Below are 26,565 nucleotides of genomic sequence, written 5' to 3' on the forward strand. Positions count from 1 at the left end.
TAAGCCAATGACCCACCTGACGTTCACTGTCCAGGACCAGATTGCCACCATCGTCCTGGACAATCCGCCGCAGAACCGAATCGACCTTCAGATGGCGGACGAGCTTTCCGAAGCTGTAACCGCGATCGGCAGCAGTGACGCGCGTGCGGTCATCATCCGGTCCGAAGGCCCGGACTTCAGCTTCGGAGGCGACATCATGACGTGGCCGGGCGCCGAAACCCGGGAACTGCGTGCCTTGTTTGAGCGCTACATGTCCGTCTTCAACCAGCTCGAATTGCTGCCCATGCCGGTGATTGCCGAAGTCCAAGGTCTTTGCTTCGGAGGAGGGTTTGAGCTCGCTCTCCGTGCCGACCTCATCTTCGCGGCCGAGTCAGCGGAGTTCGGGCATCCGGAGCAGACCCTTGGCATCGTTACCCTCCTTGGCGGCATCTACCGGGTGGCAGAGCGGGCAGGCAAGGCGCGGGCGGCGGAATGGGCAATGACCTCGGACAAGGTACCGGCGTCCGAAATGAGGCGCGCCGGAGTAGTGAACCGCGTGGTTTCCGAGGACAAACTCCGGGAGGAAGTCTTGGCGTTTGCGCAGCGGATTGCTACCGGTCCCACACGGGCACACGCCGCGCACAAGGCACTGCTGCGGACCTGGTCGCTGGGCGGCGTGGCCGCGGCGGACCAGGCCATGTTTGATATCGCCATGCCCTTGTTTGAGCGCGAAGACACCCAGGTGGGGTTGAACTCGGCAGTGGAAGCCCTTAAGGAGGGAAGGCCGCGGCCAGTGTTGGAATTTCAAGGCCGGTAAGCGCACTTAACATGATGGATGGTGAAGTGCCGTAGAAGTTGGCGAAAGAGGATGCAGTGAGCGACTGGAGCGCGACGCACCGCTATGACATGGAAAGTGCCCCCGGCGGGCTTGGTTTCGTGCATGACCTGCTCAACACGAAATCCGCTGGAAAGCCGCGAAGGTCCGACTTATTGCTTGACCTCGGGCTCGCCCAGGCCTGGGTGGATGCCGGGCTGAACCAGTGGGCCCTGGCCACCGGCAGGCGTTACATCGAAGTCAAACTGACGGAACGCGACCTGGAACACCTGCGATACTTCCGTGATGAACTTGCAGGCACGCTTAACGCCGAAGGGGACCCGGACGCCGTCGTCCGTTCCGACGTCGACGCCCTGCCCACCGTCTGGACGACCGCCACGTCCTTGAAGCTCAAATCCAATGGCGAGATCCAGGCGGAACCGCAGGGAGCGGGAGCCGGGCACATTGAATCCCTGGCGATGACAGAGATTTTCCAGGCCCAGCTCGCTGGAACCTGGCACCGACTCAAACTATGCCGCAGCGAAAAATGCAGGGTTGCGTTCTTTGACTGGTCGCGCAACAACAGCGGCGTTTGGCATGACGTGAAAATCTGTGGAAACCCGGCGAATCTCCGAGCACACCGGGCACGAAAACTTGAATCAAAGCTCGTGAATTGACTCCCATTTCGGTTCGCTCATGAACAATGGGCAGAAGGGGTCTTTTCGCTGATCGGGCCGTAAACCCCACTAAGGACCTCAATGCAAGCTTTACCTCCGGACAATTCCGCCCGAATCACTGAGTACGCCCATCCTGACAGGCTGGTCACGGCCGAATGGCTTGTACGGCACATGGCTGATGAAAGGCTGGTCATCGTGGAGTCCGACGAGGACCCGCTGCTTTATGAACTGGGCCACATTCCGTTGGCCGTCAAAATTGATTGGCATACAGACCTGAACGATCCTGTTATACGCGACTATTTGACGGGGCGGGAATTTGCCAACCTGATGACGTCCAGGGGTATTTCGCGGGACAGCACCGTTGTCATTTATGGTGACAAGCACCACTGGTGGGCTGCCTATACCCTCTGGGTGTTCCGTCTCTTTGGCCATCCTGACGTCCGCTTGCTCGACGGCGGGCGGGAAAAGTGGATCTCCGAAGGGCGTCCCCTTGAGACGTCGCTGCCGCCCGCAAGGACCGCAACGTCCTATCCGGTAGTCACGCGCGACGACACATCCATCCGGGCGTTCAAGGATGACGTCCAGGGACACCTCGGCCGATCCCTCATAGACATCCGCAGCCCTGAGGAGTGCACCGGGGAGCGGACGTCAATTCCCGATTACCCGCAGGAGGGCGTCCTCCGTGGCGGGCATATCCCCGGGGCACGCAATGTCCCGTGGGCACGGGCTGTTTCCGACGACGGGACGTTCCGGCCGCGGAGGGAACTGGAGGAGATCTACTTCCATGAAATAGGCCTGAAAGCGGACGATGAAGTTATCACCTACTGCCGGATTGGCGAGCGTTCCAGCCATTCCTGGTTTGCCCTGACTTTCCTCCTTGGGATGGACAGGGTGAGGAACTACGACGGTTCCTGGACCGAATGGGGCAATGCAGTACGGGCTCCCATAGCCGTGGGTAATTGAAGTACTGGATCCATGCCGGCGTCTGCCACCACTGAACTAGGAACAAGAGGAGCAATAGTGAAAGAGCGTGAACGAGTCCTGACTTGGGACGATCCGGCCATTGGCGCGGCAGCCATGCCCGGCATGAGCGGGTTGGAATACCTGCACGCAATGATGGGCAAGAAACTGCCACCTCCACCGATGGGCGAATTAGTGAATATGACCCTGGTGGATGCGGCACCGGGCACAGTCACCTTTACCTGTCAACCCGACGAGTCCCATTACAACCCGATCGGCTCGGTTCACGGCGGGCTCCTATGCACCCTGCTCGATTCCGCCATTGGCTGTGCCGTGCAGACAACCCTTCCCAAAGGCCAGGGTTACACCTCCATAGAGATTAAGGTGAACTACCTTCGCTCAGTGCTTGCTGACAGCGGCCCATTGACCTGTGTAGGCGTTGTATCGAAGCCCGGCAATCGCGTTGCCTTCGCGGACGCCACTGTCACCGACGCCAAGGGCAAGCTCGTAGCTACCGCCACAGGCTCCCTACTCGTCTTCACAATCGACTGATGCCAGATGAACATCTCAAGCCCGGCGGGACTCTCCATGCCCGTTCGCTGGCTTCTGCCCTCTGACTGACCCGGCCCGTTCGGCAGAACGGCCAAATCCATGAATGAGATGCGCCAGAAGCGTCGCACCGAGATAGCCGCAGCCCGACGGCGCCAGCCGGCACTCCGCCATGCCCAAGACGTCATCACAAGACATCGATCAGGATCAAGCTGCGAGGCCCTCGGCCCAGCCGGACTCATGAAAGACCGAGGCTGAGGGACGCGCATTAAAAAATCCGAAGGAATCGAACCCAGAGGCTTGTGTAATAGGCATCACCTGTGTGATTATTACAACTGGAGTTAGTGCCCCGATCCAGAGAAGGTCACTAATTAATCTTCAGAGTTTTTGGAAAGCAGCAGTAGTCAAGAAACCGTCCGCCGCTTCTAAGAGTGCGGATGAAGCCATTTTGAGCAAGGGAGCCCAAAACTAATGTCTGAGCAGACTTTGATTGATAACGACATCGCAGCTGTTGAAGCTGAATGGGATAACGACACCACCAGGAGCGGGATATCCGCTGACCGGACGGTTGCCGAGGATGCGAAGCTGGAGGCTCGAGTGCAGGAGAGAACAGCGCTCGTCGAGGGTCACCGGGTGCCCGCAGACTCAACGGCTCTGTTTACGCCTGTGACTATTCCGACCCGGTCCGGCTCCGGCTTGACCCTACGTAACCGGGTCGTCTTGTCCCCCATGTGCCAATACGCCATCGACAAGACTGACGGTGTGCCGACTGACTGGCACCTGGTACACCTTGGCTCGATGGCCAACGGCGGTTTTTCCCTGATCGTTACCGAAGCCGCTGCAGTCACGGCTGAAGGTCGAATCTCCGACCGGGACGCCGGTATCTATAACGACGAGCAGGCTACCGCATGGAAGCGCATCACGGACTACGTGCACTCGCAGGGTGCGGCTATCGCTATCCAGTTGGCACATGCTGGTGCGAAAGCCTCGACTTACGGCTGGCTGGAACAACTCGAAGCCGAGGGCAGAGTCGGAAGCATTCCGAAAAACATGGGAGGATGGTCAGCTGTCACTTCCACACCCAGTGACATTTTTGGTTTGGAACCTGCCGTTGAAATGACAGAAGAGCAAATTGCTGTTTCCGTTCAATCCTGGGCAGAGGCCGCCAAACGAGCCGATGAGGCCGGTTTTGACATGATTCAAATCCACGCCGCCCATGGATACCTGATCCATCAGTTCCTTTCCCCATTGTCGAACAAACGCACGGATCAGTATGGTGGCAGCTGGGAAAACCGCACCCGCTATTTGCGCGAAATCGTGCAGGCCGTCGCAGCAGTGTGGCCGGAAGACAAGGCGCTGGGCATCAGGTTCTCCGGTGAGGACTGGGTGGAGGATGGGTGGCGTACCGCGGACACCATCAAATTGGCCGAAGAACTGTACTCCTATGGCATGCGCGCCTTTGACGTGTCCAGTGCGGGCATCGGCCCTTACTATGGCCCGAACGGTTTTGGCTATCAGGTTCCACTGGCCCAGGCCGTCAAGCACTCGCTGCCCGAAGATGCCTTCGTGACCGCGGTGGGTAAGATCACCGAAGCGGGCCAAGCCGAACAGATACTCGTAACCGGTCAGGCTGATGGGGTCAGCATTGCACGGGGCGCCTTGGGCGACCCGCAGTGGCCAAACCGGGCAGCGCAAAAGCTTGGCGCCACCAAAGCACACCCCGCACACTACTGGCAAGGACGCTGGTAAAAGTTCAGCGGGCCTAGTCGGACCGTCCATCTCATTCGGGGTGGAGATGCCCATTCCTGATGCTGGCACCGTCGGTCAGGAAGGTGCGAGTGGAGCTGGAGGTGAGCGTCGTTCGTTGCCGGCTCCGACACGCTCAGCGGGGCATTGAACGTCTCAAGGTCGTCGACGCGCCCATCCAGGCGCCGCCGCCGGATCGAGTATGACTCTCGCGTCCTGGTCGTCCATGCTGAGCAGGTGATCGACCTCGTGCGCCCAGCCCATAGGGGCCCGTCGGCCCATTTGGTGATCACCCTCCGGCGCCCCGGCCGGGGCTCGACCGGACGAAGATCGCACGGTGCCGTGCCGGACATGCTCGCAATCTTCCTCCCGGTTCCGCCCGATGCCCCCGGAACGGCCCGCGGTCGTGGGCGAGGAGCTTGGAGGGCTTCTCGCCCACGCATGCGACCGGGGAAAGCAGGTCTCAGGGCCGCTGGTAGAAGACACATGGCATCTTCAAGTGCCCGCGACGGCTTCCTGTGAAATAGCACCGTGTTCAATTCCAAAATCCACAGGGCCACCGTCACTTACGCTGACCTGCATTTCATGGGTGGGCGCCGTCGACCTGGACTGCTCGATGCTGCCGATATCGTTCCCGACGAGCCGTGGGCCATCAAACCCAGTAGGGCCTCACTGGTCCTACAGGCGCCACATATCCGGATCAATTGCTCGGTAAAAACATTCGACCCGTCAACAGAACAGCATTTAGGAGTATTTAGATGACCTCCACAAGCGAATTGGCATCGCCGCAAACCCTGCCTGATAGCGACCTTCTCAAGGATCTCTACACCGACTGGTCGGAAATCATGGCGACCACACCCGGCCTGACAACCCGACTGCTGCGCAGCGTCTTCGACGAATTGCACCAATCCACAAAGGAACCCGAAGACGTTACCTACAAGGAGGAGGCAGTGGGAGCGGTGGCAGGCATCTGGGCCCTGCCCAAAAATGCGGACACCTCACGGGTCCTGCTGTATGCCCATGGAGGCGGATTTGCGGCTGGCTCCGCCGCCAGCCACCGAAAAGTGGCAGGCCACGTGGCTAAGGCATTCGGTGTCACTGCATTCGTCCCCGACTACCGTCTGGCTCCGGAGAACCCGCACCCCGCGGGCCTCGAAGATAACGTCGCGGTCTACGAAGCCCTGCTGGAACGGGGCGTCCTGTCCGACGCCATCACGTGCATGGGAGATTCAGCCGGCGCAAACCTGGCGATCGCAACCGCGTTGGCCCTTCGAGACAAGGGGCTCCCGCTTCCTGGCCACGTCATCGTTTTCTCTCCTTGGCTGGATATGGAGAACAACGGCGAGACTATCTTCATCAACGAAGCCACTGATGCCCTGTTCTCGCTCCCACTGCTGCAAGGCATGGTTGCCGGAGTCCTCGGCGACACAGTTAACCCGAAAAACCCGTTGGCGAATCCGCTGCACGCTGATTTCGAGGGCTTCCCCAAGCTGTACATCACTGCTGGATCAGACGAAATGCTCCTGGACAATGCCACCAGGCTGAACGCCATGGCCAAGTCAGCCGGCGTGGACGTCACCCTTTCCGTTGTCGACGGACAGCAGCATATCTTTCCCATGTCGGCCGGACGTTCCGCAATAGCGGACGAGACTATCCGCAAGATCGCCGATTGGTACCGCAGCTAGCGTAGCGACCTGAAAGCTGGCTTGTGTAATAGGCATCAAGCGTGTGATTATTACATCATCGAATGGCCCTGATACGGAATGGAACAACAACCCATGACAAAGCTGTCCTATGAAGTTTTGGTGCTCGACGGCACACCGCGTGCCGGAGACCAGCGACTTCCCAGCGGCGAAGCGATCGTCTCTTCACCATTGGCTATCACCTTGATTTCCGGGGAGAAGGACGCGGTATTGGTTGACGCTCCTTACACCTTTGGGCAGATCGAGCGCGTACGGAACTGGATCGAGGACTCGGGTAAGACGCTTCGGTACGTTTACATTACCCATGCTCATGGCGATCACTGGTTGGGCGTTGGAGAGCTGCTTTCCAGTTTCCCCGGCGTGACAGTGTATGCAACTTTGGGCACCCTCGGCCGCATGGAGCACGAAGCGACTGTCGGTCGCGAGAAGCTCTGGGATGCACTCTTCCCGGGCCTTGTCCCGCCGTCACCCCTGATCGCCGAGGCGGTTCCCGCGGATGGGTTTGAAATTGAGGGGAACCGGCTGGTTCCGATTGAGCTCGGGCACACCGACACCGATGACACAACCGCGCTGTGGGTTCCGTCGCTGGAGCTCGTTGTAGCAGGCGATTCGGTCTACAACGGGGTGCATCAGTATGTGCTCGAATCTTCCGAAGAAGGATTTGCCTCATGGCTTGCGGCGCTTGACACCATCGCAGCCCTGAAGCCCAAGTTCGTCGTCGCGGGCCATAAGGCCCCCGGCGCATCCGATGATCCCGCAAGCATCGAAGAAACGCGTACCTACCTCAAAGATGCGCAGCACCTTCTCGCGACAGTATCCAGCCCGGAGGAGTACTACAACGCCATCATGCGCCGTCACCCCTTCCGGATGAATCCAGGGCCCGTCTGGTATGGCGCAGTAGGACTGTTGAGCCACACCCGTTAGAACCAGGTTCAAGCATTGTCCTGGACAGCTTTCACCTCCCAACCCAATAACTGCCCAGCTGATGACAAAGGAGTCACTACACATGTCCAATGACCAGAACCAAACGCCGCGGACGAAGATCGTCTTCGTTCATGGATTCCTCGATGACCGGACCGCTTGGGACGATGTTCTGTCCCTGCTCCCAGAAGACTTCGAAGCGGTTGCCCTTGACCTCCCCGGATCAGGCGCTCACTTTAACGACGAAGGGCCCTTCACACTGCGGCGACTTGCTGAGTCGGTGATTGCGGAGATCGACCTCTCCGACAATCGCGTCGTCCTCGTGGGGCAAAGCATGGGAGCTCAAGTCTCTGAACTAGCAGCCGTCGCACGCCCCGGGAGGGTAGCAGGACTGGTTCTGCTCACGCCGGTTCCCCTCGCGGGCGTTCATCTGGTAGGGGATGCGGCTAACTCCTTCCGCTCCCTGGGAGGCGACGCCGAAGGGCAACGGCAGGGACGACTCGGTATCTCGGTGTCCCTCACCCCGCGTGCTCTTGAAACCTTGCTTGCCTCCGGAACAGCAGTTCGCCCCGCCGTTGTCGCTGAGGTGTTCGATGCCTGGAACAACGGCGATACCGCCGGGACCACTTCCTCAGCTTATGCCGGACCCGCCCTCATCGTGCGCGGTATTGGCGATCCCGTCGTCACCGAAGAAGTAATCGACGCAGGCGTGCTTCCACGCTTCGCAAACGCCCCGTTGGTCGGCATCGCCGACGCCGGGCACTTCCCACATCTCGAGAAGCCCGAAGAGGTTTCGCGGATCGTGGGAGACTTCGCCCGCTCTCTGGACCGGGTCGAGGCATGAGAGTTCGACATCGCGTCGCGAACCGGATCACGGGGACCCTGCTCACATGGAACCGTGAAGCAAAACTTTAAGAAAAGGAGTCAAAGTCGATGAACCCGACAAAAAGCATCAAAACAGGCGAAGTCGGTGAGGAAAGCTGGACCGGCGCGTTCGCTGCCAAATCTGAGGAAGCCTTCGGAGAAGCGTTCGCGGATGACGTTGTGCTTGAGGCTGCGGCCCTTCTGGTCCCTGTCAAAGGGCGGTCCGACGTACAGACCGTGATGTCGACCGCCAGCAACTACTACAAAGCCCTTCAGTTCACCCATGAAGCAACGAATGGTCCCCGGACCTATGTGGAATGGGAGGCCACAGGCGCTTCCGGAGTCGAATTCTCCGGCGTGACGGTTCTCACCCGCAACGAGGATGGACTGATCCAACACATCTCCATCAGCCACCGCCCGCTCGCGGCCATCCTGGAGTTGTCCGGTGAGATGAACCGCCGCACGCAAGGGAAACTCGAATCAGGACATTTCCGTGCCGATGACTAAAATGCACAACAATTTCACGATCGAACGCGTCGCTTTCCGTGCCGACGGCAACGTTGAACTCCGGGGCAACCTCTACATCCCCACGACCGCTGATGGCCCACATCCGGCACTGACGCTGTCCGGGGGATACGGCGGGGTCAAGGAGCAGGGCGCACTGCCTTATGCTGAAGTCTTTGCCAGTGCCGGTTTCGTCGTGCTATTCCACGATCACCGGGGATTTGGCGAAAGCGGCGGAACACCCCGCCAGGACATCAACCCCTGGCAGCAGATCGAGGATTGGCGCAGGGCCATCACCTACCTCGAGTCGCGGCCGGAAGTCGATCAGGAACGGATCGGTCTGTGGGGCTCGAGTTACTCAGGAGGCCACGCACTCGTCCTGGGCGCTACCGAACCCAGGTTGAAGGCGATCGTCTCGCAGGTCCCTACCATCAGTGGGTATCAGCAAGGACTCCGGCGGGTGAACCCGGACAACCTCGCCGCGTTGGAGGCCTCATTCGCGGCCGATGACCGGGCACAGCTCGCCGGCGAGGAACCGCACCGTATTGCCCTGGTCTCTGACGGGTCCGTCCCTGCCAGCTACACCGATCCGGAAGCCGTATCGTTCTATCTGCAGCCAATCCCCGACGGGCTCTGGGAGAACAACGTCACCGTGCGGTCAACGAGGGCGGCCCGGGCATACGAGCCAGGAATCTTCATAGGACGCGTCTCACCCACCCCTCTTCTCATGATCGTCGGGGACAATGACCGGGTAACCCCCACAGACCTGGCCCTGGAGGCCTACCAGCGCGCCCTCGCACCCAAAGAGCTGCTGGTCTTCCCCGGAGGACACTTTGACGCCTACCTCGGCGAATTCGACGCGACCTCCGGTGCAGCCCTGCGGTGGTTCACCCGGCACCTGATGCAGGACGCGTAGAGTAGGGAGAACTGTTCAACATGCCCAAAGGATCCGGACGCTACATGGCTTGGCCCGCTACAACCCGATACGGGCTGTCTGTTGCGCCCGGAAACCTCGGTCTCGTTCAGGACTTCCTCAATACCATCACAGAGGGAACCGTCGCTCCCCCCGACCTGCTCGCCGACCTCACCTCCGCGCAGGAATGGGCCGACACGGTGACCGAACAGTGGATATCCGTCGACGAGCTGGGGTGGGCGAAGACCCTGCCGCGGTTGACGGAGAACGACCGCAAGGCTCTGGTGAACTTCAGGGACCAGTTGTTTGAAGGCCTCTTCGGACATTCCCACTCCCAAACAGTCAGCGGACCCGGCCGGGACAAGCCCACCTACCGTCCCCTCATGACAGTTTCCACCAAAGGCATCGAGCTCCGGCCCGACGGCGAGGGCTGGAAGTACTTCGAGACGGCGCTGCTGCTCATCTGCCATCAAGGCCAACTCGAAGGCGCCCTGCGGCGCATGAAGTCATGCAAGAGCGAGACGTGTGACGTCGTCTTCTTCGACCGCTCCAACAACAACAGCGCCGTCTGGCATGACGTCAAAGTCTGCGGCAACCGCGCCAACGTACGGGCCTTCCGGGAACGCTCAGCATCCAACTAACGCCAAACCAGGCGTCTTTAATTTCTCTTGCATCAGTTGCGCCCAGTTCCGCTGGAGCCCGCCGCTTTTACGGCTTGCCGCCGTTCATATCCTCGCGCATCCTGCGCTGCCAACTCCAGGCAGACGGCACTCTGCCGACATCAAGAAAGGCCCCTGACGATGATCATCTCCACTGAATCCCTCTCCGAAGCAGCCGCCTACAAACTGCTGATCGGATCGATCCTGCCGCGCCGTAGTACGCAAGGCGCGGACCCGCCGGTGGTCTACCGGGGCGACGGCGCGTGCCAAGGAACTATAAGCCGCGCTCCGACACCCTGGGCCGCTGGGGTGCTCTTAGCCAGGCACCAGCTCACTGGCGAGAGAACGAAGTGTAAGTTCCTCGGTGAGCCGCAGGTGACGTTCCATCAGTTCACACGTCAGTCCGATGTTGCGCGAAATCGCAGCTTCAGCAATTTCGCTGTGCTCCTCGCGCAACCCGCGGTCGGCATCGGACATCCGGATGTTTATCCAGCGATACCGTTCGCCTTGGATGAATAACTGCTCGCGGACGCGCAACAGCCACTTGCTTTCGCAGGCGCTAACCAGAGCTTCATGGAACTGTGCGTGGGCATCTGTCCAGGGGCCGCTCAAATCCACCGTGTTATGCGGGGTGCGGTTCAGCAGGTGCAGCGCAGCAACGATGTCGGCCTCCCAGGCAACCTTTCCCGCAGCAAGCGAGCGCTTCAGGCATGCCGTCTCAATGTCGACCCTGGCTTCGGTCAGGTCGTGGACGTCCTCAGCTGTGATTGGCGCCACTCGAAATCCCCGCTGAGGAATCGCTACGACGAGGCTCTCGGACGACAGCCGCGAGAGCGCCTCTCTCACCACACCCGGGCTGACGCTCATCTCGTCGGCGAGCTCCTGAATCTTGAGCTTCCGGCCGGGCGGAAGCCGGCCTGATAGCACTTCAACTCGCAGGCGGCGGTAGGCGTCGAAGGTAAGGCTCGTTGGGTCTCCCGACACGGCATGGTACGAAGTCAAGACACCAATCTATCGGAGATTTCTGATAGTCACAAGCAAAAACTGGAAATATCTATTTTCTCCTTTTCCTCTGAGTTTATTTGGACTATGGTGATAGAACTCGCCGAGATGTGGCGAGCGTCACAGCCCAGGAGACCCTTCACATGCCGCTCGTTCGAATTTCGCTCAACAAGAAGACCACTGCTTTTGCACACGGCGTCGCCGACGCCATCCACCACGCGATGACCGAAACCATCGGGATCCCGGTCGGTGACCGCTTCCAAATCATCACGCAGCACGAAGCCGGGGAGCTCATCTACGACCCGAGCTTTTACGACATCCAGCGCACCGACGGCTTCATTGCCGTGCAGATAACGCTCGCAGCGGGGCGAACGCGGGAGGTCAAGACCAACCTCTACCGACGAATCACGGAATTGCTACAGGAACGTCTAGACGTTCGACCGCAGGATGTCTTCATCAGCCTGCTCGAAGTGGCTCCAGAAGACTTCTCCCTCGGGGACGGCAAGGCGCAGTTCGCGGACGTGCTGCCGCCACATCTCCAGAAGCTCAAATCCACAGCTGACCAGTCGGCGCCCCACGAGCACTAGGAGACAGACATGACAAGAGCTTCCAATGAGCCACAAATGACAGCTTCCAAGACAACAGCTTCCAATGTGCGTCCACGCATGGGGAGGATAGCCGTGGCCGGCGCCGTCGGCACCGTCATCGAGTTCTATGACTTCACTATCTTCGGTACGGCGGCTGTGCTCGTCTTCAACGAGGTCTTCTTCCCCTCGCTTGGGGCAGCTGCAGCCATCGCGGTGGCGTTGGCTACGTTCGGAGTCGCGTTCATCGTCCGCCCGTTCGGCGCCGTCCTCTTCGGTCACTTTGGGGACCGCCTGGGGCGCAAGAACACCCTGGTGGCCACCCTCCTCCTCATGGGCCTGGCGACGGTGGGTATTGGGTTGCTCCCGACCGCAGGGGCGATAGGGCCGCTTGCCGCGGTGCTCCTGGTCGCCCTACGGTGCATTCAGGGTCTCGCCATGGGCGGAGAGTGGGCCGGCGCCAGTCTGATGACCACCGAAAGCGCCCCAGCGAACGCCCGAGGCAAGTATGGTATGTATCCCCAGCTGGGGCCGGCGATCGGATTCATCCTTTCGAGCCTCACGTTCTTGCTCACCTCTGCGACGATGAGCAACGCTGCCTTCCTGTCATGGGGGTGGCGAATCCCCTTCCTGACAAGCGCCCTGCTCATCGTGGTTGGGCTGGTCGTACGCATCTCCCTCGAGGAGCCCGAGGTGTTCCAGAAGAAGGTGGCGAAGAACGCCGGCAAGTTTCCCGTCGTCGACCTGTTTCGCGAGCAGCGTCGTGAAGTCCTTCTTGCGACTGGAAGCACCATCGCTGTATTCGGTCTCTTCTACCTCAGCATCACTTACATGGCGACCTACGGGACGCAAACGTTGGGGCTGAGCAAGACCACGGTGCTTCTCATCGGGTTGGCAGGTGGAGCGTCCTTGGCAGTGACCACTATCCTCGGCGCACTCTGGTCAGACAAGATTGGGCGCAAGCGAGTTCTCCTCATCGGGAACCTCTTTTGCCTGGTCAGTTCGCTTTGCCTCTTCCCCCTTGTCCAAGGCGGCACAGCGGCAAACCTGCTCGTTGGCATCGTGCTCCTCCAGGCAGCAACGGGCTTGGCCTATGGCCCGCTCGGCGCTTACCTGCCGGAACTCTTCGCTCCCCGCTACCGATACACGGGCGCGGGCCTCTCGTACAACATCGCAACCGTGCTCGGCGCGGCGCTGACGCCCATCGTCGCGAGCCAGCTCATCCTCAGCTACGGCCCGTTCTCGGTCGGGCTCTACATGGCAGGGCTTTGCGCCATCTCGCTCGCAGCACTTTCACTCTCAAAAGAGACCCGCGCACCTCTGGCCAGCGCAGACATCAACAGGCCGGAGTGATACGTGGACATGCTCGGCGCGTCCTAAATCCCAACTTAACAGGAGCCAACCATGCCTTTCTACCAGTTCACCGTCGCCGCTGGCAGCACCAGCTCGAAATACAAGCCGCAAATTGCCCAGGCCATCACCGCGACGCACTGCGAGGTGACCGGCGCGCCGGCCGACTACGTCAACGTCTCCTTCACCGAAGTGCCGCGCGAAAACCTGTACCAGGCCGGCGAGCCCGTGAGCGGAACGCGGATGGTCGGACTGATCCGCCGACGACCCGAGGCCTTGAAGCGCGAACTGCTGCTCAAGCTGGCAAAAGCATGGGCTTCCGCGACCGGTGAGCCCGTGACCGACGTGGTGATGTTCCTCGTCGAGATTCCCGGCTATCAAGCCTTCGAAAAGGGTGTGCTGCTGCCCGAGGCAGACCAAGACGCGCCGGCCACGAACCACCACCGAAACGCGTGACGCCCAACCGCATGGTGAGCCGCAAAGCCCGGGGACTCCCCGTGGGCTCCGCGGCAACCCTTCGAGAAAGATCCAGACAGCCATGAAGCTCAACGAAACGCACGACCCCGCTCGCAGGAGCTGGGTAACGTCGGCAAACGGTACCAGCAGCGACTTCCCCATCCAGAACCTGCCGCTGGGAATCTTCAGGGAAGGCGCGAGAGGCGTTCCGCGTGTGGGGATGGCCATCGGGGACCAGATTCTCGACCTCACCGCCGCCCACGAGCTCGGCTTGCTTCCGAAGTCGGTTCCGGTCGAGGCCGTGCGCGCACAGTCGCTGAACCTACTCTTCGCCCTCGGGCAGCTCACCCTGCACGAACTCCGCAAAGCCGCTGGCGCGCTTCTGGATTCCGGGCCGTCCGGGGACATCGCACGGATGCAGGCGGCAAGCCTGCTGAAGGCCCAGACATCCTGCCAACTTCACCGTCCGACGGCACCTTCGAACTACACCGACTTCTACGCCGGCATCCATCACGCGCGAGCAGCGGGCGCACAGCTGACCCCCGACGACCCGCTCCCCGCGAACTACAAATGGGTCCCGATTGCCTATCATGGCCGCGCTTCCTCCGTGCAGGTCAGCGACGCAGAGGTCTATCGCCCTATCGGGCAACAGCCGCCCAAGCGTCCAGGCGCCGCTCCCGGATTCGGGCCATGCGAGGCACTGGATCTCGAACTCGAGATGGGGTTCTACATCGCAGCCGGGAACCGCCAGGGAACCTCGATTCCCATCGACCAGGCGGCCGACCACATCGCGGGGTTCTCGCTGCTCAATGACTGGTCGGCGCGCGACGTCCAGCGATGGGAAATGTTCCCGCTCGGCCCATTCCTGAGCAAGAGCTTCGCGACCTCGGTGTCTGCGTGGGTCGTCACAGCAGAGGCCCTTCTGCCTTTCCGCGCACCTGCGCTGCAACGTCCTGACGGCGACCCGACGCCGTTGCCCTACCTGTTCAACCGTCAAGACCAGGCCGACGGAAGCATCGACGTCGCCCTTCGCGTCTTGCTATCGACCAGCAAGATGCGGGCGGCGGCCGAAGAGCCCGTCGAAATCATCGTCTCGAACGCGCGGTACCTGTACTGGACGCCGGCGCAGATGGTGGCCCACCACACCATCAACGGCTGCAACCTGATACCAGGAGACCTCATTGGGACAGGCACCATCTCCGGCCCGACCGACGCCGAGCTTGGCAGCATGCTCGAACTCACGGTCGGCGCGACGCAGCCCGTCACTCTACCGAATGGCGAACGCCGCACCTTCCTGCTTGACGGCGACCAGATTACGCTCTTGGGTCGGTGCGAACGCGCAGGCTTCATTCCCATCGGCTTCGGCACCTGCAGCGGCACCATCGTCGGCGTGCAGGAAGCCGAAGCGGAAATCGAGAGTCGCGACCTGGCGCTCGAAGTCGGTTGAAACCTCGGTGGCCCTCCTGTTCACCACCAAAACCGGCAGAACCTGGAACGGGTCAGAAGCGTTCCGTACTGTTCAGCGTCCCCGGTAAGCCGGCGTCCACGGTGGGATCAGTCCGCACAGCCTGAGGCATTCGTTCGCCACGATTGCCTTGGACAACGGCGTGACTATGCACGTTTTGCAGAAAGCTTGGGACAGGCCGATCCACGCACCCCCCGGAGCTACGACAGATCGCGGCACAAGCTGGCGAAGTCGGCCGGCTGCGACGTGGCACGGTCGCTGGCATAATCCAACTCTCCCGGAAATCGGGACGGGGGAGTCGTTCCGCGGCGGAGCGAAGGTGCGGCCACCTGCGGCCGTCCCTTTGTTGGACCGCTTGCCAGGTGCTGGCTTTGCTTCGACTGGCTTCTCGGCCGGTTTGCCACGTGTGCATGTGGGCATTCACTAAACCGTCAATGATGATGCGTCCGCGTCCGGTGAGATCTATGAGGTCGGTCCGGGTGCGGGAAATGTGCGAGATGGTCTCGCCGAGCCCAAGATCATGTCCTTTGAGTTACCGTCCTGCACGATCGTGCCATTGAGGCGTGTCTGAATCCGCAGGCCATGGCGGAGATCCCCGACCTCGTCGGCTGTCACGATAGGTCCCAACGGACCGCTGCGGTCGGCGTTTTTCCCAAGTGTCCCATGGGACGTAAGTTTCTTGCGTTGTCCGCGCGGTCAGGTCGGTGAATGTTGAAAACCCGACTACTGCCGCTCTTGCTGCATCGGCTGATGGATCGGACAGTGACTTTCCGACATAGGCAGCAATTTCAGCTTCCCAGTCCAGTCCGTTCTCTCCTGATGGCACGGGAACAGCTGTATTACCGGTGGTAAGCGATTGTGTCCACCGGCCGAAGACGGTTGGGTGCGAGGGCAGCTCCTAGTGACGATGGCTTCCTTCGGCAGCATGGGCGAGGTAGTTCAGCCCTAGCACAGTACCCTTGCGGACGGAAGAACGGGGGGAACGATGATAAAGTCCTGCACCGGCAACACGCGCCCGTCCGGTATGGCCGTTTCCTTGTCAGGGGACATCCGGGCGAAGGGGTCGGACCAGAAGGCCTGAAGTTCAATGAGGAGCAGAACTGTTGATTGATCGCCGCCCTCTTCCAGGCGACCAGCAAAGACCGGATCGGCTTCGGAGAGTTTGACTCCGACTATTCTCATTTAGGGCGCTTAGCTTTCCACGGTGGGATCTGTGGTGAGCGGGACCGGCACCAGTTCCTGGAGTTCCTCGAGCGTGCAGCCGAAGGTTTCGCGGACCTGAACGCCGCCGGGGCCGGTGAGGAACACGGCCTTGTCCGTGTACACGCGGGTGACGCAGCCGACGCCGGTGAGCGGGTAACTGCAGGACTCCACGATCTTAGACGTGCCTTCCCGGGTCAGGAGCGTCATCATCACAAAAACGTCCTTGGCCCCGGTGGCGAGGTCCATCGCCCCGCCCACGGCGGGAATGGCGTCCGGTGCCCCGGTGTGCCAGTTGGCGAGGTCGCCGGTGGTGGAGACCTGGAATGCACCGAGCACGCAGATGTCCAGGTGCCCCCCACGCATGATCGCGAACGAGTCGGCGTGGTGGAAATAGGACGCACCGGGGAGCTCGGTGACGGGGATCTTGCCGGCGTTGATGAGGTCGCCGTCGATCTCGTCCCCGGTGGCTTCCGGCCCCATGCCCAGCATGCCGTTCTCGGTGTGCAGCGTGATGTTCTGCTCCGCAGTGAGGTAGTTCGATACCAGGGTGGGCTGGCCGATGCCCAGGTTCACGAACGAACCCGGCTGGATGTCCCGGGCCACAAGCCGGGCGAGGTCGTCCCGGCCCAGCGGCGACTCGGACGTCTGGATGCTGGTCCGGCTGTTGGTCTCTGCACTCATGGTCAGGCCGCCTTCTCGGTGATGCCCGCGGCGACGCGGACAATGGTGTTGACGTAGATCCCCGGGGTGACCACGGCCTCCGGGTCCAGTGCCCCGGTAGGCACAATCTCGGAAACCTGGACGATGCTCTGCTTGGCGGCAGCGGCCATGATCGGGCCGAAGTTCCGGGCGGTCTTGCGGTAGACGAGGTTGCCCGTACCGTCCGCTTTGAGGGCCTTGATCAGGGCGACGTCGGCGTGGATGGGCGTCTCGAAGACCTGGCCGCGGCCGTCGATGATGCGGGTTTCCTTGCCTTCGGCCAGCATGGTGCCGTAGCCGGTGGGGGTGAAGAACCCGCCGATGCCGGCGCCGGCGGCGCGGATCCGTTCGGCCAGGTTGCCCTGCGGGACCAGCTCGAGCTCGATCTGCCCGGCCTTGTACTTGGCGTCGAAGTGCCAGGAATCGGACTGCCGAGGGAAGGAGCAGATCATCTTGCGGACCCGGCCTTCCTTGATGAGCAGGGCCAGCCCCTGGTCGCCCTGGCCCGCGTTGTTGTTCACCACGGTCAGCTCGCGGGCGCCGCCGTCCAGCAGCGCATCGATGAGTTCGAAGGGCTGGCCGGCGTTGCCGAACCCGCCGATCATTACGGTGGAGCCGTCCTTGATGCCGGCGACGGCCTCGCCTACGGTGTCAATGAAATTCAACATCGCTTACGCTTTCCCATTGCTGACGCCGTTACCGGCGGTGACGTTTTCGAGGACGACGGCGAGGCCCTGGCCGACGCCGATGCAGATCGCGGCGACGCCCCAGCGCTGCCCGGAGGCCTGCAGGGACCAGGCCAGGGTGCCGAGGATGCGGGTGCCGGAGGCGCCGAGGGGGTGGCCCATGGCGATCGCGCCGCCGTGTCGGTTCACGATTCCGGGGTCGATGCCCCAGGCGTTGATGCAGGCCAGGGACTGCGCGGCGAACGCTTCGTTAAGTTCGACGGCGCCCACCTGGTCCCAGCCGATGCCCGCCTTTGCGAGAGCCTTGTTGGCCGCTTCCACGGGTGCGTAGCCGAAGAACTGCGGATCATTCGCGTGCGCGCCCCGTCCCGCGATCCGGGCCAGCGGCTCCAGCCCCAGCAGCCCGGCGGCGTTCTCGGACCCGATCCAGGCCGCGGACGCGCCGTCGGACAAAGGGGACGCGTTCCCGGCGGTGACGGTGCCGTTCACGGTCCGGAACACCGTCTTGAGCCCGGCGAGCTTCTCCGCCGAGGACCCGGCGCGGATGCCTTCGTCACGGACCAGGTCGGTGCCCGGCACCGGGGCCACCAGGTTGTCGTAGAACCCCTCGTCCCAGGCCGCGGCGGACAGGTTGTGGGAGTTGGCCGCGAACTCATCCTGGGCCTCGCGGCTGACGCCGTATTTCTCGCGGAGGCGCTCGGTGGCCTCGCCCAGGGAAATGGTCCACTCCTTCGGCATGGCCTTGTTCACCAGGCGCCAGCCCAGCGTGGTGGACGCCAGCGTCATGTCCCCGGCCGGGTACGGCTTCTCGGTCTTAGGCAGCACCCACGGCGCGCGGGACATCGACTCCGCCCCGCCCACCAGCATCAGCTCGGCGTCCCCGGCATTGATCTGGCGGGAAGCGATGATCGCCGCGTCCAGGGAGGAGCCGCAGAGCCGGTTGACCGTGTTGCCCGGGATCGATACCGGCAGGCCGGCCAGCAGCGTGCCCATGCGGGCGATGTTGCGGTTTTCCTCGCCGGCGCCGTTCGCGTTACCGAACACCACCTCATCAATCCGCTCCGGATCCAGTGCCGGGGCGCGTTTCACGGATTCGGTGATCACGTGCGCGGCAAGGTCATCCGGACGGACCCCGGCGAGCCCGCCGCCGAACTTACCGAACGGCGTCCGGACCGCATCGTACACAAAAGCCTGATTCATGGTTCTTCCTTCGTTGGCGCGGAACAGAGGTTGCGGTCTAGGCTGCCGCAGGCTGGCGGGGAGTCGGCTGGTACGCCAGGAACTTCCAGCTCTCGCCCTCTTTGATCCATACCGAGAGTGCGCTGTTGGCAAGTGTTTTGTGCGTTCCATTGACGGTGAGGTCCGCGTTCATTTGTCCCAGTACGAGGGCAGTGTCGCCAATCAGGACGATGTCTTCAATAGGGTGGTCGATCCGGTGGTACCTGTAGAAGCCCTTGCGAAGCTTTTCCAGGTAGCTGCTCAGCGTGTCACGGTCGCCCCGCGAATGGGTGTACACCAGACGCTGGTGGCACAGGTTCTCGAAGGCGTCGTAATCACCGTCGACTACGGCTTGGTAGCGCTTTGCTTCCAAGGTTTCGATCTTGTTTTTCTCGGCTGCAGTGGCGTTATCCACGGAGCATTCTCCTTGCTTAAAGTGTTGGGGCTATCGGCCGCCACGAGTCTGATTCCGCCCCGCTGTCCACGCCCAACGCTGCTTCTTCACAACGTTGAGCCGGGCCTCGTTCGGGAAAGCCAAACCTGGGCCGGTGATTCTTGGCCCACCCAGCCTCATCCCAACGTAATTGACAGCAGGCCTAGCCGTCAACTGATAGTTGACACGAAAACGCCGAGCTGATTTTGCGACGGAGTGCGCGACCAGCCTTTTCTTATGGGGTATTCGCCCGAGGAGTGGCGTTAATCCATGGGAGAACGCGCTTTCTAGGGACTCTTCAATGGTGCGTTGAGCGGTGGCCTCAGGGTTTACAGGAATAGTGCACATGTAATCTTTGACTTGACACCTGTGTGTTGGATCACTTAACGTCGTCCTCGAACCAATCAAACGGAATGAGGTCAACGTGGTCCTTAGTACCGAGGTCTTGCTTTCTGTGAGCAGGATCAGTAAAAGCTTCGGCGGGGCGAAGGCGCTCAACGACGTTTCAGTGGACTTCCGGGCGGGTGAAGTGCACGCGCTGCTGGGAGAGAACGGTGCCGGCAAGAGCACCCTGGTCAAAGTGATAGCCGGTGTAGTTACCGCTGATGCCGGCGAGGTGACGTTCCCGGGAGGCTCCGAATCAACCGATGTTGCCATGGTGTTCCAGGAACTCTCAGTGATCCCCGAGCTGTCGGTCCGCGACAACATGGCTCTGAGCATGCGCCGGACCTCAGGTCTTCTCGTGCGCAGGGAAAAACTGCAGGAGCGGATGCAGTCCGCGCTGGCTGCTGCGGGACTTGAAGACCTGGATCTGGACATGCCCGTGGAGGCATTGCCGCTGGCAAAACGCCAACTGCTTGAGATCGCCCGCGGGCTCGTCGCTGATGCCCGCACCCTGATCCTGGATGAGCCCACCGCCACCCTGTCGGACATTGAAATCTCACGGGTACATGAGGTCGTGAGGTCGCTTGTGGCAGGCGGGCGGTCAATCGTCTACATCACGCACCGAATGGGCGAAGTCTTCCGGCTGGCTGACCGGATCACCATTATGCGTTCCGGCAGCGTGGTGGCCAGCGGCCCGACGGCCGATTTCACCATGGATTCGGTTGTTACGCACATGCTGGGCGAAGAACACACAGCGGGGGAGGCAATTCACGTCAAGGAAAACTTTGCTCCGGAAAGCCGCCGGAAGCTGAACATCCGCGGACTGGCCTCCGGGCACCGCTTCTCGGACGTGTCTTTCACCGCGCAGGCCGGGGAGGTCACCGCGCTCTTTGGCCAGATAGGCTCCGGAGCTGATGACGTTGTTCGGGCCCTGGTCGGCCTCATCCCCGTGACAGCGGGGGACATTCAACTGAACGAGATTCAGCTCTCAGCCCTGACACGACCCAAGTCCCAGAAACACGGCATTGCCTATGTTTCCACGGACCGTGTCCTGGAGGGTGTCTTCCTCAGCGGCAGTGTCGCTCAGAATGTCAGCTCGGGCGCACTGGCCGGAGTGAGCCGGCTGGGCACCATCAGGGCAGAGCTGGAAACGGACCTCGCCCGTTCCATTGCCTCAAAGGTGGCCTTCGACCCGTCACGCATCCGGGTTCCCGTCGGATCCCTCAGCGGCGGAAACCAGCAGAAGATCGCCATCGGCCGGGCTCTCGCCACTCAACCCGATGTTCTGGTCCTGAACGAGCCGACCCGCGGCGTGGACATCGGTGCCCGCGCGGAAATCTATCGCGCGCTCCGGCAGCTTTCCGCGAACAACGTCATCGTCATCGTTTATTCGAGCGACATCGTCGAGCTTCGCGAGCTGGCCGACCGGGTCATCACCATGTTCCGCGGCCGCCCGGTCAGCAGCAACCGTACAACCGATGTCACGGACTCCCAGATCCTCACCGAAATCCTTCACGGAGCCAAAGCATGAACACTAAAATCGCGGCACGGTCGACGGTACAAAAACCGTCATCACCAGCCACACCCGTTGCTGAGACCATCAAACGGATCACGACGGACAGTTCAGCCACCATCGCGGTGACCACCGTCCTGCTGTTCATCCTGGCTTGCATTTTCGTCGGCGAGTTCGCCACGGTCACCAACCTGCGTGCGCTGTTCCTCTCAGTTGCCCTGGTGGGAATTGCCGCCGTCGGCCTGAGTATCATCACCATCGTCGGCAGGCTATTCGCCCTGTCCGTCAGTGCGATGGTCGCAGTGTCCACCATCGTCTTCGCCTCCCTTCTCCACACCGGTCCATGGACCGCCATGGCGGCCGCCGTCCTGTTCGGGGCCCTCGCCGGTGCAGTGCAGGGGCTCTTCGTCGGGCGCCTGGGCACTGACCCCATCGTCACGACCATCGCGGCCGCAGCTATCCTCATTGGCTTCGCGCAGATCGTGACCGGTGGACGCAATGTGCAGGGGGCAGGCGACGCCAGCGTCTTCGGACAAACGATCTTCGGCGTCGTGCCCGTCCAGGTGCTTGCCTTCTTCGTCCTCACAGTGCTCGCCTGGTGGACGCACCGCTACACCGTGCTGGGCCGGCGGGTAACCCTCGTGGGCCTGAACGAAAAAGCAGCCCTTGTCTCAGGAATGCGCGCCTGGCCGGTGGTTCTGTTTGCGTTTATCGCCTCGGGCGCCATGGCAGGCCTTGCCGGCGGGCTGCTGTCCTCTGAATCGGGACAAGGAAACCTCCAGCTGGGCGGCACCTTCGGCTTCGATGCCATCACGGCTGTTGTTGTCGGCGGCGTGAGCGTCAAAGGCGGCACCGGAAACCCCCTGGGCGCCGCCACAGGCGCTATCCTCGTCGGCCTGCTCGGCAACGCACTGGTTCTGCTTGGGCTCAGCTACGAAGTCCAGCTCATTTTCAAGGGCGTCCTCGTCCTGCTGGCCGTCGTAGCAACCGGCATGGCATCCAACCGTCAATCAGGAAGAAAGCACTGATTCCCGTGATTAGACTCTATTGGCACTTCCGAACCCTGCTGGCGTGGTCGCTGGCGGCCCTCGCATTCATTGCCTTTGCGGCGACCAACCCGGCGTTCATCAACGCCGGAAACCTCTACTCCCTCCTGCAGTCGTTTGCCGTACTGGCCCTGGTAGCCACCGGCTTGGCGATCGTCATGATCGCCGGTGAATTCGACCTGTCCATCGCCGGAACAATACCGCTGGCCGCACTCATCGCAGTCAAGGTCGGTGAAACTGCCGGGATACCTGTCGGCGTCGCTGCCGCCGTCGCCGTAGCCGCCGCCGTTGGGGTCATCAACGGCTGGCTCACCGCCCACTACAGCGTGCCTTCACTCGCCGTCACCGTCGGAACCCTGGTACTGACTATCGGCCTGGGCTTCGCCGTGGCCGGCGGGAAGATCGTTACCCTGACCGACTTTGAACCCGGGCTCTGGCTTGATCAGGCCATCGCGGACATCGTCTCGCCCCGTGCCCTGATTTTCGCCGTCCTTGTCATCGGCGCGGGCTGGCTCATGGCCAAGACGTGGTCCGGCATGAAAATCCGCGCCGTCGGCAGCGACCGTCAGCGTTCATCCGCCTCCGGCTTGCCGGTTACCCGGGTCCTGATTCTGGCCTTCGTCATTTCCGGTCTGTTCGCCGGTGTGGCGGGCGCCCTGCAAGGACTGACTCTGGCCTCTGGTGCCCCGGGATCCGACGAAGCGACCCTCCTGCAGGCCGTCACCGCAGCAATCATCGGTGGTGTCGCACTGACCGGAGGTAAAGGAAACATCGCCGGGGTCGCCGCCGGCGCCATGCTGCTGGCAGTGGTCGGCAACGGGCTCAGCCTCCAAGGCACCTCCACTGCCATCATCCAGCTCATCAACGGTGGCATTCTTCTCCTCATTGTCGTCATCGACCGGCCGCTGAACCGCATCGTCAACAAATCGGTGGAAAACACCATGGCCGCATCCAACCAACCCGTATCAACCACCCACTAAGGACTCACAAATGAAAACCACCTCAATGAAGAGACTGGCCGTCGCACTGTCCCTCACCTCTGCGCTCTTCCTCGCAGCCTGCGGATCAACTCCTGCCGCAGCGCCAAACGCCAGCGGAGGTGGTTCCACCGACGTAAAAGGCAAGAAGGTCACGCTGCTGACGGTTGCCCAGAGCTGCGACTACTGCGCAAAGCACACCGAGGAATTCAAAAAGGAAGCTGAGGCAGCCGGCATCCAGGTGACCGTCGTCGTCAACGACTTCAACGCTGCCGACCAGGCCCAGCAGGTCAACCAGGCCATCAGCACACACCCCGACGCAGTCGTGTTGTGGCCCGCCGACGCCACGGCCATCACGCCGTCTCTGCAGCGGCTCAAGCAATCCAAGATCCCAGTTGTCGTGACCAACTCCCACCCACAGTCCAACGACGAGAGCCTGTGGACCACCTTCACCGGCCCGGATGACTACGCGAACGGCCAGGAAGCTGCGAAGGCCATGATCGCAGGTTTCAAGGCTAAGGGATTCGGTGACTCCGGCTCGGTCGCCATCGTTGAAGGCGTTCCCGGCACCCCGCCGGCCATCAACCGCACTAAGGGTTTCAAGGACGAGCTGGCAAAGGACGCCCCCGGAATTACCATCGCCGGTTCGCAGCCGGGCAACTGGGACCAGACCCAGGCCACGTCGGCGGCGGCCAGCCTTATCACCCAGTTCGGTAACAAGAATCTCCGCGGCATCTACGCCCAGGCAGACAACATGCTCGCAGGTGCCATCGTCGCCGCAGACCGGTCAGGATTGAAGTCATCAGATCTGGCCATGGTCGGGTCCAACTGCTCCATCGAGGGCTACACCGGAATCGAGAAAGGGGTCCAATTTGCCTCGGTCCTCCAAAGCCCGATCGAAGACGGCGAATACGCTGCCAAGGCGGTCATCGACGTCCTGGAAGGCAAGACCGTCCAGAAGAACCAGTACCTGACCCCGAAGACCATCACCAAAGCCAACCTTGCCGATTGCGCCGCCGCAGTTGGCAAGTAACGGAGGACGCACATGACTGACTGGACACTCACCCTTCCCGACCACGTCATTATCACCGGCACGGCCAGTGGCCTCGGCCTGGAATGCGCCAAGGCGCTGCTGTCAGCAGGCAGCCACGTCTATGGCGTAGACCTCGGAGAAAGCCCCGCAGAGCTGAAGGACCATCCCCGGTACCAGCACATCGTCGGTAACGTGGCCACCGAGGAAACCTGGCAAGAAGTAGCCAAGACGGCAACGGCAGGGGCTAACGGATCCCTGGGGCTAATCGCCGCAGCTGCCATCCTTGGCGTCGGCACGCTCGAGGAAGAAACGTTGGAGTCCTGGAAGCGTACCTGGGAAGTAAACGTCCTCGGCAACGTCATTGCCCTCAAGACGCTCATGCCGCACCTGCAGCTCGCAGACCACGCCTCGGTCGTCGTGGTGACCAGCGTGGATGCCCACTTCGCGGAGCAGCAGCTGGCGTCCTATGCGTCGTCCAAGGCCGCCCTCACCGGAGCCGTCCGAACCATTGCTTTGGACTACGCCCGCACGGGCATCCAATTCAACCTGCTGGCACCGGGGCCCATGCGGGCCGGACTTTTCGAACGACACCTGGCCTCGGCCAGTGACCCGGAGAAATTCCTGGCCACCCGTGAGGCGCGGCAGCCCCTCGGGCGCATCACCGGAGCAGACGAAGTCGCCAATTCGGCACTTTTCCTGCTCTCCAAGGAGTCCTCGGCCGTCTTCGGCACCACCCTTGTAGCTGACGGGGGCCTGACCACCGGTTTTGATTTCCGGACCGGCTCCGAAGGCTCTTCCGCCCATCAGAACTAAAGCACCACACGAATACCGAACCACCGAAAGGTACAACTCATGGAACTGGAACTGACCGGCAAGAAAGCCATCATCACCGGCGCTGCCTTGGGCATTGGCCGTGCCACCGCCCTGCTGCTCACCGCTGAAGGAGCCACGGTCGCAGCCCTGGACATCGACAAGTCCGCCCTGACCGAACTTGAGGAACTGGCCGCTGATCACCGTGGCCGGATCGTCCCGACCGTCGTTGACTTCACCCAGGGTGAAGCTACGAACAACGCTGTTGCCCAGGCTATCGACCAGCTTGGCGGCCTGGACCTTCTCATCAACAACGTCGGCTCTGGAGCCGTCCGGACCTTCGAGCAGATCACCGACGAGGACTGGGCCCTCACGATGGAGCTGAACTTCATGAGTTACGTGCGCGCCATCCGCGCCGCTCTGCCCGCTCTGCGCGAGTCAGCGGCTCCGTGCATTGTCAACAACGCATCCGACCTCGCCCGGCAACCTGAAGCCCAGCCTGTCGACTACTCCGCCAGCAAGGCAGCTGTCCTGGCCCTGACGAAGTCCATCGCCCGCGCTGAAGGCCCGAAGATCCGGGTCAACGCCGTGGCACCGGGACCCATCTGGACACCGTTTTGGACCAAGCCGGGCGGTTTTGCTGACACGTTCGCAACCCTGCACGGGATGGAACGCCAGGCAGCCGTCGAACATGAAATGAAGCTCCGCCAGCTGCCCTTGGAACGGCTCGGCACTCCGGAGGAAGTAGCGCGCGTCATCGCGTTGCTCTGCAGCCCGGTGACCAGTTTCGTCACGGGTTCCGTCTGGGGCGTGGATGGCGGCAGCATCCGTGGACTCATCTAACCTTCAGCCCGCCCTGGATCGGAAGGAGCACCACGTGCCCGATCACCATTCTTCAGACGAACAGGAGATCCTGTCCCTCGAAGACCGCCGCTACGAGGCGGTACTCAGGTCTGACTTTGACGCCTTCGCCGGGCTTTGCCATCAGGATCTCGTCTACGCGCATTCAAACGGGGAACGCGATGACCTGGGCGGCTACATCGATAAGTGCCGGCAGGGCGTTTACGTTTATCACCGGATCGATCATCCGGTGGAGCAGGTCAAAATAGTAGGCGATGTAGCCCTCGTCATGGGAGAAATGCAGGCCGATCTGACCATTCGGGGCACGCGTACCGCATTGGACAACACCGCCTTGGCTGTGTGGATCCGCGTGGGTTCATCCTGGAAGCTGCTGGCCTATCAGCCGACGCCCAAGCCTGGGCAGGTTGCCCTCGGCCAGGAAGGCACAACCGCGTCCGCGGGCTCAACAGTCTAAAGCGCACCCGGCCCGCAAGGTCAAAAGAGTGCCCGCGACACCTGTCGCCGGCACTCTTTTGACGTCTACCGCGTCCATGACTTGGCAGGCGGACCAAATGCT

The 26,565-nt window shown here is 61.7% G+C and carries 27 protein-coding genes and 2 pseudogenes; 23 read left to right on the forward strand and 6 right to left on the reverse strand.

All coding sequences use genetic code 11. The features are described 5' to 3' along the window. Nucleotides 1–7: 7 nt before the first annotated feature. From AC1DJB_RS03700 to AC1DJB_RS03755, 12 genes and pseudogenes are all read left to right on the forward strand, one after another. Entirely contained in the window at nt 8–796 is a 789-nt protein-coding gene (locus AC1DJB_RS03700) for an enoyl-CoA hydratase/isomerase family protein (RefSeq protein WP_476909901.1), read from the forward strand. A 56-nt stretch (nt 797–852) separates the two neighbouring features. Further along, complete coding sequence (locus AC1DJB_RS03705) at nt 853–1,470, forward strand: CGNR zinc finger domain-containing protein (RefSeq protein WP_476909902.1); 618 nt, start codon at nt 853–855, stop codon at nt 1,468–1,470. An 81-nt stretch (nt 1,471–1,551) separates the two neighbouring features. Then, nucleotides 1,552–2,433: a sulfurtransferase gene (locus tag AC1DJB_RS03710; RefSeq protein WP_476909903.1), complete on the forward strand. Its 882-nt coding sequence runs from the start codon at nt 1,552–1,554 to the stop codon at nt 2,431–2,433. A 57-nt stretch (nt 2,434–2,490) separates the two neighbouring features. Beyond that, nucleotides 2,491–2,982, forward strand: coding sequence for a PaaI family thioesterase (locus AC1DJB_RS03715; protein ID WP_476909904.1), 492 nt, complete (start codon nt 2,491–2,493; stop codon nt 2,980–2,982). Between the two features lie 468 nt (nt 2,983–3,450). Beyond that, nucleotides 3,451–4,728, forward strand: a complete 1,278-nt coding sequence (locus AC1DJB_RS03720; protein ID WP_476909905.1) for an NADH:flavin oxidoreductase/NADH oxidase — start codon at nt 3,451–3,453, stop codon at nt 4,726–4,728. Between the two features lie 528 nt (nt 4,729–5,256). Continuing rightward, nucleotides 5,257–5,367, forward strand: a pseudogene (locus tag AC1DJB_RS03725) (aspartate 1-decarboxylase); the annotation flags it as partial. 116 nt (nt 5,368–5,483) lie between these two features. Further along, nucleotides 5,484–6,410 (forward strand): alpha/beta hydrolase, encoded by a 927-nt coding sequence (locus AC1DJB_RS03730; protein ID WP_476909906.1) that lies wholly within the window; start codon nt 5,484–5,486, stop codon nt 6,408–6,410. A 93-nt stretch (nt 6,411–6,503) separates the two neighbouring features. Next, nucleotides 6,504–7,352 (forward strand): MBL fold metallo-hydrolase, encoded by an 849-nt coding sequence (locus AC1DJB_RS03735; protein WP_476909907.1) that lies wholly within the window; start codon nt 6,504–6,506, stop codon nt 7,350–7,352. 82 nt (nt 7,353–7,434) lie between these two features. Next, nucleotides 7,435–8,193, forward strand: coding sequence for an alpha/beta fold hydrolase (locus AC1DJB_RS03740; protein WP_476909908.1), 759 nt, complete (start codon nt 7,435–7,437; stop codon nt 8,191–8,193). Between the two features lie 89 nt (nt 8,194–8,282). Next, nucleotides 8,283–8,720 (forward strand): nuclear transport factor 2 family protein, encoded by a 438-nt coding sequence (locus tag AC1DJB_RS03745; RefSeq protein WP_476909909.1) that lies wholly within the window; start codon nt 8,283–8,285, stop codon nt 8,718–8,720. Further along, on the forward strand, nt 8,713–9,633 hold the full coding sequence (locus tag AC1DJB_RS03750; protein WP_476909910.1) for an alpha/beta hydrolase: 921 nt from the start codon (nt 8,713–8,715) through the stop codon (nt 9,631–9,633). The genes AC1DJB_RS03745 and AC1DJB_RS03750 overlap by 8 nt, the downstream gene beginning before the upstream one ends. 44 nt (nt 9,634–9,677) lie before the next feature. Then, nucleotides 9,678–10,271, forward strand: a complete 594-nt coding sequence (locus AC1DJB_RS03755) for a CGNR zinc finger domain-containing protein (protein WP_476909911.1) — start codon at nt 9,678–9,680, stop codon at nt 10,269–10,271. 333 nt (nt 10,272–10,604) lie between these two features. Here the strand turns inward: AC1DJB_RS03755 and AC1DJB_RS03760 are convergent, their stop codons facing one another. After that, nucleotides 10,605–11,291, reverse strand: coding sequence for a GntR family transcriptional regulator (locus AC1DJB_RS03760; RefSeq protein ID WP_476909912.1), 687 nt, complete (start codon nt 11,289–11,291; stop codon nt 10,605–10,607). Nucleotides 11,292–11,434: 143 nt separating this feature from the next. Here AC1DJB_RS03760 and AC1DJB_RS03765 point away from each other — a divergent pair, with 143 nt between their 5' ends. The 4 genes from AC1DJB_RS03765 (at nt 11,435) to fahA (ending at nt 15,128) form a co-directional block, all read left to right on the forward strand. After that, nucleotides 11,435–11,878 carry a tautomerase family protein gene (locus tag AC1DJB_RS03765; protein ID WP_476909913.1) on the forward strand — a complete coding sequence of 148 codons (444 nt, stop codon included), beginning with the start codon at nt 11,435–11,437 and terminating at the stop codon, nt 11,876–11,878. Between the two features lie 36 nt (nt 11,879–11,914). Beyond that, a complete protein-coding gene (locus AC1DJB_RS03770; RefSeq protein WP_476909914.1) occupies nt 11,915–13,228 on the forward strand; it encodes an MFS transporter in 1,314 nt (437 codons plus the stop codon). Nucleotides 13,229–13,279: 51 nt separating this feature from the next. Beyond that, complete coding sequence (locus AC1DJB_RS03775) at nt 13,280–13,681, forward strand: tautomerase family protein (protein WP_476909915.1); 402 nt, start codon at nt 13,280–13,282, stop codon at nt 13,679–13,681. Between the two features lie 82 nt (nt 13,682–13,763). Further along, entirely contained in the window at nt 13,764–15,128 is a 1,365-nt protein-coding gene (fahA, locus tag AC1DJB_RS03780) for a fumarylacetoacetase (protein ID WP_476909916.1), read from the forward strand. A gap of 480 nt (nt 15,129–15,608) precedes the next feature. Here fahA and AC1DJB_RS03785 read toward each other — a convergent pair. The 5 genes and pseudogenes from AC1DJB_RS03785 to AC1DJB_RS03805 all read right to left on the reverse strand — a co-directional run bounded on the left by AC1DJB_RS03785 (nt 15,609) and on the right by AC1DJB_RS03805 (nt 19,367). Then, a pseudogene (locus AC1DJB_RS03785) lies at nt 15,609–16,041 on the reverse strand (fumarylacetoacetate hydrolase family protein). 296 nt (nt 16,042–16,337) lie between these two features. Then, the gene (locus AC1DJB_RS03790; RefSeq protein WP_476909917.1) at nt 16,338–17,030 is read right to left on the reverse strand and encodes a 3-oxoacid CoA-transferase subunit B; all 693 of its coding nucleotides are present in this window, start codon (nt 17,028–17,030) and stop codon (nt 16,338–16,340) included. 2 nt (nt 17,031–17,032) lie between these two features. Beyond that, a complete protein-coding gene (locus tag AC1DJB_RS03795) occupies nt 17,033–17,716 on the reverse strand; it encodes a 3-oxoacid CoA-transferase subunit A (RefSeq protein ID WP_476909918.1) in 684 nt (227 codons plus the stop codon). A 3-nt stretch (nt 17,717–17,719) separates the two neighbouring features. Then, nucleotides 17,720–18,934: a thiolase family protein gene (locus tag AC1DJB_RS03800; protein ID WP_476909919.1), complete on the reverse strand. Its 1,215-nt coding sequence runs from the start codon at nt 18,932–18,934 to the stop codon at nt 17,720–17,722. A gap of 37 nt (nt 18,935–18,971) precedes the next feature. After that, on the reverse strand, nt 18,972–19,367 hold the full coding sequence (locus tag AC1DJB_RS03805; RefSeq protein ID WP_476909920.1) for a nuclear transport factor 2 family protein: 396 nt from the start codon (nt 19,365–19,367) through the stop codon (nt 18,972–18,974). 442 nt (nt 19,368–19,809) lie between these two features. Here AC1DJB_RS03805 and AC1DJB_RS03810 point away from each other — a divergent pair, with 442 nt between their 5' ends. Genes AC1DJB_RS03810 through AC1DJB_RS03840 form a run of 7 tightly spaced genes read left to right on the forward strand, consistent with a single transcriptional unit; the run spans nt 19,810 to nt 26,463 of the window. After that, a complete protein-coding gene (locus AC1DJB_RS03810; RefSeq protein WP_476909921.1) occupies nt 19,810–21,300 on the forward strand; it encodes a sugar ABC transporter ATP-binding protein in 1,491 nt (496 codons plus the stop codon). Beyond that, the gene (locus tag AC1DJB_RS03815) at nt 21,297–22,310 is read left to right on the forward strand and encodes an ABC transporter permease (protein ID WP_476909922.1); all 1,014 of its coding nucleotides are present in this window, start codon (nt 21,297–21,299) and stop codon (nt 22,308–22,310) included. Before AC1DJB_RS03810 ends, AC1DJB_RS03815 begins: the two co-directional genes overlap by 4 nt. Nucleotides 22,311–22,315: 5 nt before the next feature. Continuing rightward, entirely contained in the window at nt 22,316–23,308 is a 993-nt protein-coding gene (locus tag AC1DJB_RS03820; protein ID WP_476909923.1) for an ABC transporter permease, read from the forward strand. Nucleotides 23,309–23,318: 10 nt separating this feature from the next. Beyond that, nucleotides 23,319–24,338, forward strand: a complete 1,020-nt coding sequence (locus AC1DJB_RS03825) for a sugar ABC transporter substrate-binding protein (RefSeq protein ID WP_476909924.1) — start codon at nt 23,319–23,321, stop codon at nt 24,336–24,338. A 12-nt stretch (nt 24,339–24,350) separates the two neighbouring features. Next, complete coding sequence (locus tag AC1DJB_RS03830) at nt 24,351–25,151, forward strand: SDR family NAD(P)-dependent oxidoreductase (RefSeq protein WP_476909925.1); 801 nt, start codon at nt 24,351–24,353, stop codon at nt 25,149–25,151. Nucleotides 25,152–25,190: 39 nt separating this feature from the next. Continuing rightward, nucleotides 25,191–25,991 carry an SDR family NAD(P)-dependent oxidoreductase gene (locus AC1DJB_RS03835; protein ID WP_476909926.1) on the forward strand — a complete coding sequence of 267 codons (801 nt, stop codon included), beginning with the start codon at nt 25,191–25,193 and terminating at the stop codon, nt 25,989–25,991. 34 nt (nt 25,992–26,025) lie between these two features. Continuing rightward, on the forward strand, nt 26,026–26,463 hold the full coding sequence (locus AC1DJB_RS03840) for a nuclear transport factor 2 family protein (protein ID WP_476909927.1): 438 nt from the start codon (nt 26,026–26,028) through the stop codon (nt 26,461–26,463). Nucleotides 26,464–26,565: the final 102 nt, after the last annotated feature.

Source organism: Arthrobacter sp. 01T428 (genome assembly GCF_056398685.1).

Bases quoted from the DNA above. Each gene is read 5' to 3' on its own strand.
- AC1DJB_RS03700 (WP_476909901.1), top strand. From the start codon at position 8: ATGACCCACCTGACGTTCACTGTCCAGGACCAGATTGCCACCATCGTC.
- AC1DJB_RS03710 (WP_476909903.1), top strand. From the start codon at position 1,552: ATGCAAGCTTTACCTCCGGACAATTCCGCCCGAATCACTGAGTACGCC.
- AC1DJB_RS03720 (WP_476909905.1), top strand. From the start codon at position 3,451: ATGTCTGAGCAGACTTTGATTGATAACGACATCGCAGCTGTTGAAGCT.
- AC1DJB_RS03730 (WP_476909906.1), top strand. From the start codon at position 5,484: ATGACCTCCACAAGCGAATTGGCATCGCCGCAAACCCTGCCTGATAGC.
- AC1DJB_RS03735 (WP_476909907.1), top strand. From the start codon at position 6,504: ATGACAAAGCTGTCCTATGAAGTTTTGGTGCTCGACGGCACACCGCGT.
- AC1DJB_RS03740 (WP_476909908.1), top strand. From the start codon at position 7,435: ATGTCCAATGACCAGAACCAAACGCCGCGGACGAAGATCGTCTTCGTT.
- AC1DJB_RS03745 (WP_476909909.1), top strand. From the start codon at position 8,283: ATGAACCCGACAAAAAGCATCAAAACAGGCGAAGTCGGTGAGGAAAGC.
- AC1DJB_RS03750 (WP_476909910.1), top strand. From the start codon at position 8,713: ATGACTAAAATGCACAACAATTTCACGATCGAACGCGTCGCTTTCCGT.
- AC1DJB_RS03755 (WP_476909911.1), top strand. From the start codon at position 9,678: ATGGCTTGGCCCGCTACAACCCGATACGGGCTGTCTGTTGCGCCCGGA.
- AC1DJB_RS03765 (WP_476909913.1), top strand. From the start codon at position 11,435: ATGCCGCTCGTTCGAATTTCGCTCAACAAGAAGACCACTGCTTTTGCA.
- AC1DJB_RS03770 (WP_476909914.1), top strand. From the start codon at position 11,915: ATGACAGCTTCCAAGACAACAGCTTCCAATGTGCGTCCACGCATGGGG.
- AC1DJB_RS03775 (WP_476909915.1), top strand. From the start codon at position 13,280: ATGCCTTTCTACCAGTTCACCGTCGCCGCTGGCAGCACCAGCTCGAAA.
- fahA (WP_476909916.1), top strand. From the start codon at position 13,764: ATGAAGCTCAACGAAACGCACGACCCCGCTCGCAGGAGCTGGGTAACG.
- AC1DJB_RS03790 (WP_476909917.1), bottom strand. From the start codon at position 17,030: ATGAGTGCAGAGACCAACAGCCGGACCAGCATCCAGACGTCCGAGTCG.
- AC1DJB_RS03795 (WP_476909918.1), bottom strand. From the start codon at position 17,716: ATGTTGAATTTCATTGACACCGTAGGCGAGGCCGTCGCCGGCATCAAG.
- AC1DJB_RS03800 (WP_476909919.1), bottom strand. From the start codon at position 18,934: ATGAATCAGGCTTTTGTGTACGATGCGGTCCGGACGCCGTTCGGTAAG.
- AC1DJB_RS03815 (WP_476909922.1), top strand. From the start codon at position 21,297: ATGAACACTAAAATCGCGGCACGGTCGACGGTACAAAAACCGTCATCA.
- AC1DJB_RS03825 (WP_476909924.1), top strand. From the start codon at position 23,319: ATGAAAACCACCTCAATGAAGAGACTGGCCGTCGCACTGTCCCTCACC.
- AC1DJB_RS03830 (WP_476909925.1), top strand. From the start codon at position 24,351: ATGACTGACTGGACACTCACCCTTCCCGACCACGTCATTATCACCGGC.
- AC1DJB_RS03835 (WP_476909926.1), top strand. From the start codon at position 25,191: ATGGAACTGGAACTGACCGGCAAGAAAGCCATCATCACCGGCGCTGCC.